Source organism: Dietzia cinnamea NBRC 102147, from assembly GCF_001571065.1.
Taxonomy (GTDB): Bacteria; Actinomycetota; Actinomycetes; order Mycobacteriales; family Mycobacteriaceae; genus Dietzia; species Dietzia cinnamea.
On sequence record NZ_BCSW01000107.1, the window covers coordinates 1 to 3,371 of the forward strand.

The following is a 3,371-nucleotide window of genomic DNA, read 5'->3' on the forward strand; positions in this document are numbered from 1 at the left end:
ACGGGAAACAATAGTCAGCACTTGCTGAACTATACAGCGTCTGCTGAACTGTTGGGACAACGCATTAAAACCTAAAGTTTCACCCGGGGCAACTTCCGCCTCCTCGAACGCCTCTTCCCTCAGATCGCACGAGTGCTCAAGATCAACCAACTCGAGACCATCACCGACGACGTCATCGAATCCGCCGCCAGCATCCTCGTGATCGGAAACTAACGCCTCCGAGCGATCACAGAAGACCGCCGCAAAGCGCTCAAACCCACAGGCCGCCCTCGAGCGAACCCGATTCCTGGGCGATGTAGTGCACGCTGGCCGACGAAGCTTCGGTCGGCGCCGCGTGGGCGGGTGCCGCGGCGACGGAGACCGCCGTGGTCAGGGCGAGGGTGGCTGCGAAAGCTCTGGTCGTTCTCATGTCCCGACTATCGCACCCGCCCCTACCTCGAGTGCATCGACGGGTTCACCCGCAGGCGGTGACGGTGCGCTGTGCCATCCCGCCGGTGGCCTGACATCGACATTCGGGGCGTAGGGCGCGAGAACCGGCGGCGCGCCCGTTCGGGAGCGAACCGGCGGGGTCACGCGCGGTGGGCGAAGGCGGTGCGGACGGCGTCCACGGCGTCCTCGACCCCGGCACCGGCGGCCGCGGCGCGGTCGGCGAACAACTCCGCCGCGCGGGCGAGGGCGGCGGCCGCCGCATCGGTCTCGGCGATGAAGGTCCCCGAGCGGCCGCGTCCCTCGAGGACACCGCCGTCCTCGAGCTCGCGGTAGACCTTGGCCGCGGTGGCCGTGGAGATCCCCACGTTCTCCGCGAGAGTGCGTACCGCGGGCAACCTCGTACCGGGCGTGAGAACTCCGCGTCGGGTCGCCTCCACGATCTGGGACATGAGCTGACGGAAGGGAGGCTCGCCGGAGGCGGGGTCCACGGAGAGCACCACGCCCGCGACGCGGGCCCCACCGGGACCGCGGGCGTCTGCACCCGCGGCCTCGGGACCGGTGACCGGATCACCCACGGGTCAGGCCCACACCTGGTCGACCGCGGTGACCTCACGCGGCGGCGCCGCCGGGACCGGGGCCGCCGGGGTGCGGGAGAAACGCGGCGCGGGTGCCGGGCCCACGTCGCCGGCGACCTCGACGAACGTCTCGCGGGCGGTGTTGTGCGGATGGTCCAGCGCCTCGGTGTAGGTGAGGACCGGCGTCGTGCACGCGTCGGTGCCGTAGAACACCTCGGCCCACTCGTCGCGGGTCTTCTCGGCGAACTTCCCCGCGATCAGCTCGCGTAGCTCGTCCCAGCGATCCATGTCGAACTGGCCGGGCATGCCCTCGCCGTCGACGCCGAGCAGCCGGGCGAACTCGGCGTAGAACTGCGGCTCGAGGCAGCCCACGGCCATGTATTTGCCGTCGGAACAGGTGTAGACGTCATAAAAGGGGTAGCCCGTGTCGAGCATGTTGGTCCCGGCGACGTCCGACCACTGACCGCGGGCACGCATCGCCCACTGGAACTGGCCGAGCACCGAGGCGCCGTCGGTCATGGCGGCGTCGATGACCTGACCCTCGCCCGAGGTGGAGCGCTCGATGATCGCGGCCAGGATGCCCTGGATGAGGAACATCGAACCGCCGCCGAAGTCGCCGACCAGGTTGAGCGGCGGCACCGGGCGCTCGCCCTTGCGGGCGGTCGCGTTGAGGTGCCCGGTGAGGGAGATGTAGTTGAGGTCGTGCCCTGCGGTGTGTGCGAGCGGGCCGTGCTGGCCCCAGCCGGTCATCCGCGCGTAGACCAGCTTCGGGTTGATCTCGAGGCACTCGTCCGGACCCAGGCCCATCCGCTCGGTGACCCCGGGACGGAACCCCTCGACCAGCACGTCGGCCTTGGCGATGAGTCCGCGCACCTGCGACAGGCCCTCATCGCTCTTGAGGTCGGCCTCCACCACGGTCCGGCCGCGACGAGTGATGTGCGCCCAGCCGCCGACTTGGGTCTGGAGCTCGCCGGGTCGCATGACGGTCACAACGTCGGCCCCGAGATCGGCGAGCATCATGCAGGCGTGCGGGCCGGGGCCGATGCCGTTGAGTTCGACGACGCGGATGCCCGCGAGAGGACCGGAGGAGGCAGTTGTCACAGAATTGCCCTTTCGTGTGGCGTTGCACACACGTTATCGCTTCGTGTCGGGCTGGGAGGTGCCAGGTGGGTGTTGGCGGTGAGGCCCATGCGGTTACTGGTGCAGATGGGCATTAGCTTCACTTTACGATCACTCAAGTTTGCGGCGCTCACGTGAAACTCGGCTGTGACCCATGTAACACTCCGCTCAGGTGTTTCCCAGAACGCCGGTCAGTGTTACCGCAGCCCTGGAGCCGGTGACTTTCCCTCTCTGCAAGGAGCATTCATGTTCGTTCGGAATTGAGTTCTGGCCGGAGCTTCGGCTGTCGCGCTCGCCGCCGGAGCCACTTTCGCCGGAGCCGGCATCGCCTCCGCCCAGGACGACGAGGAGCCGACGGGCTCGCTGGGCAGTAGCTCGATAGATCTCGGAGAGATCGCCGGTGATCTCGAGACCGCGGGCGAGGCCCTCAGTGGACCGGTCACGGTCGCGCCGAATGAGGAGGGTGGCCCGACTGTCACCTATACCAACGAGTCGGATGCCGACCAGCGCTGCCTGGGGGCGACGGCCCCGTACTCGACGATCGCCGACAACGACCTCGAGACCGACTATCCCGAGGGTGACCTCGCGGCTGGCATCGCGCTCATCACCGCGATCGAGGCCGGCGGTGGGCTGACCCATCTCCTCGCCGACGACGAGGGGGCCCCGGCAGTGGAACTCGACGATCCCGCAGTCGAGAACAACGTCGTCGAGAACGTTCTCCTGTTCGTGTTCGGTCAGCCGGGCCGCTCTGTCCTGGTCGCGGCCGGGGCGGATGTCAGCTGGACCGCGTTGTCGCCGGAGACCCCGGCGGTCGGCATCGTCCTCTGTGTCCCGGTGAACGAGGACGGCACGCTGGGAGGGCTGGAGACCAACTTCGGTATCGACCCGCAGGTCGTCGCGGACCAGATCAACGGTCGTATCCCCGGCGGCTCCGTCGAGCCCGTCTCCGCCGGATCCATCTCCGGCGGCAGCGTCGCGACGGGCGCGAACCTCCTCGGCTCGCTCGCCGCGGCCAGCTCGGAGGACGATCCCGGAGATGGGGAGGAGGCCGACGCCGGCGGCGCGGCGGCGAGCTCGGGCGCCGGTGAAGGTGGCAGCGGCGGGGACGACACCGGCGAGCTCCCGCCGATCGAGCCGGTGGAGTGACCTCGGCTCAGCTCACCGCGTACCAGCCCGGACCCCGGCGCCACACGGTGCCGGGGCCCTGGCGTTCGTTCGGCCGGGACAGGATCGTCACCGCAGGGCTAC

General features: G+C 69.0%; 4 protein-coding genes. 1 reads left to right on the forward strand and 3 read right to left on the reverse strand.

Annotation, left to right across the window (positions count from 1 at the left end; all coding sequences use genetic code 11):
• Positions 1–250: 250 nt before the first annotated feature.
• The 3 genes from DCI01S_RS17440 to DCI01S_RS16185 all read right to left on the reverse strand — a co-directional run bounded on the left by DCI01S_RS17440 (position 251) and on the right by DCI01S_RS16185 (position 2,105).
• Positions 251–409, reverse strand: a complete 159-nt coding sequence (locus tag DCI01S_RS17440; RefSeq protein ID WP_156482658.1) for a hypothetical protein — start codon at positions 407–409, stop codon at positions 251–253.
• Positions 410–569: 160 nt separating this feature from the next.
• Positions 570–1,004 (reverse strand): GntR family transcriptional regulator, encoded by a 435-nt coding sequence (locus tag DCI01S_RS16180; RefSeq protein ID WP_232303214.1) that lies wholly within the window; start codon positions 1,002–1,004, stop codon positions 570–572.
• 3 nt (positions 1,005–1,007) lie between these two features.
• A complete protein-coding gene (locus tag DCI01S_RS16185) occupies positions 1,008–2,105 on the reverse strand; it encodes a CaiB/BaiF CoA transferase family protein (protein ID WP_061230169.1) in 1,098 nt (365 codons plus the stop codon).
• Positions 2,106–2,792: 687 nt separating this feature from the next.
• Here DCI01S_RS16185 and DCI01S_RS16190 point away from each other — a divergent pair.
• Positions 2,793–3,269, forward strand: a complete 477-nt coding sequence (locus tag DCI01S_RS16190; protein WP_061230170.1) for a hypothetical protein — start codon at positions 2,793–2,795, stop codon at positions 3,267–3,269.
• Positions 3,270–3,371: the final 102 nt, after the last annotated feature.

Bases quoted from the DNA above. Each gene is read 5' to 3' on its own strand.
- DCI01S_RS17440 (WP_156482658.1), bottom strand. From the start codon at position 409: ATGAGAACGACCAGAGCTTTCGCAGCCACCCTCGCCCTGACCACGGCG.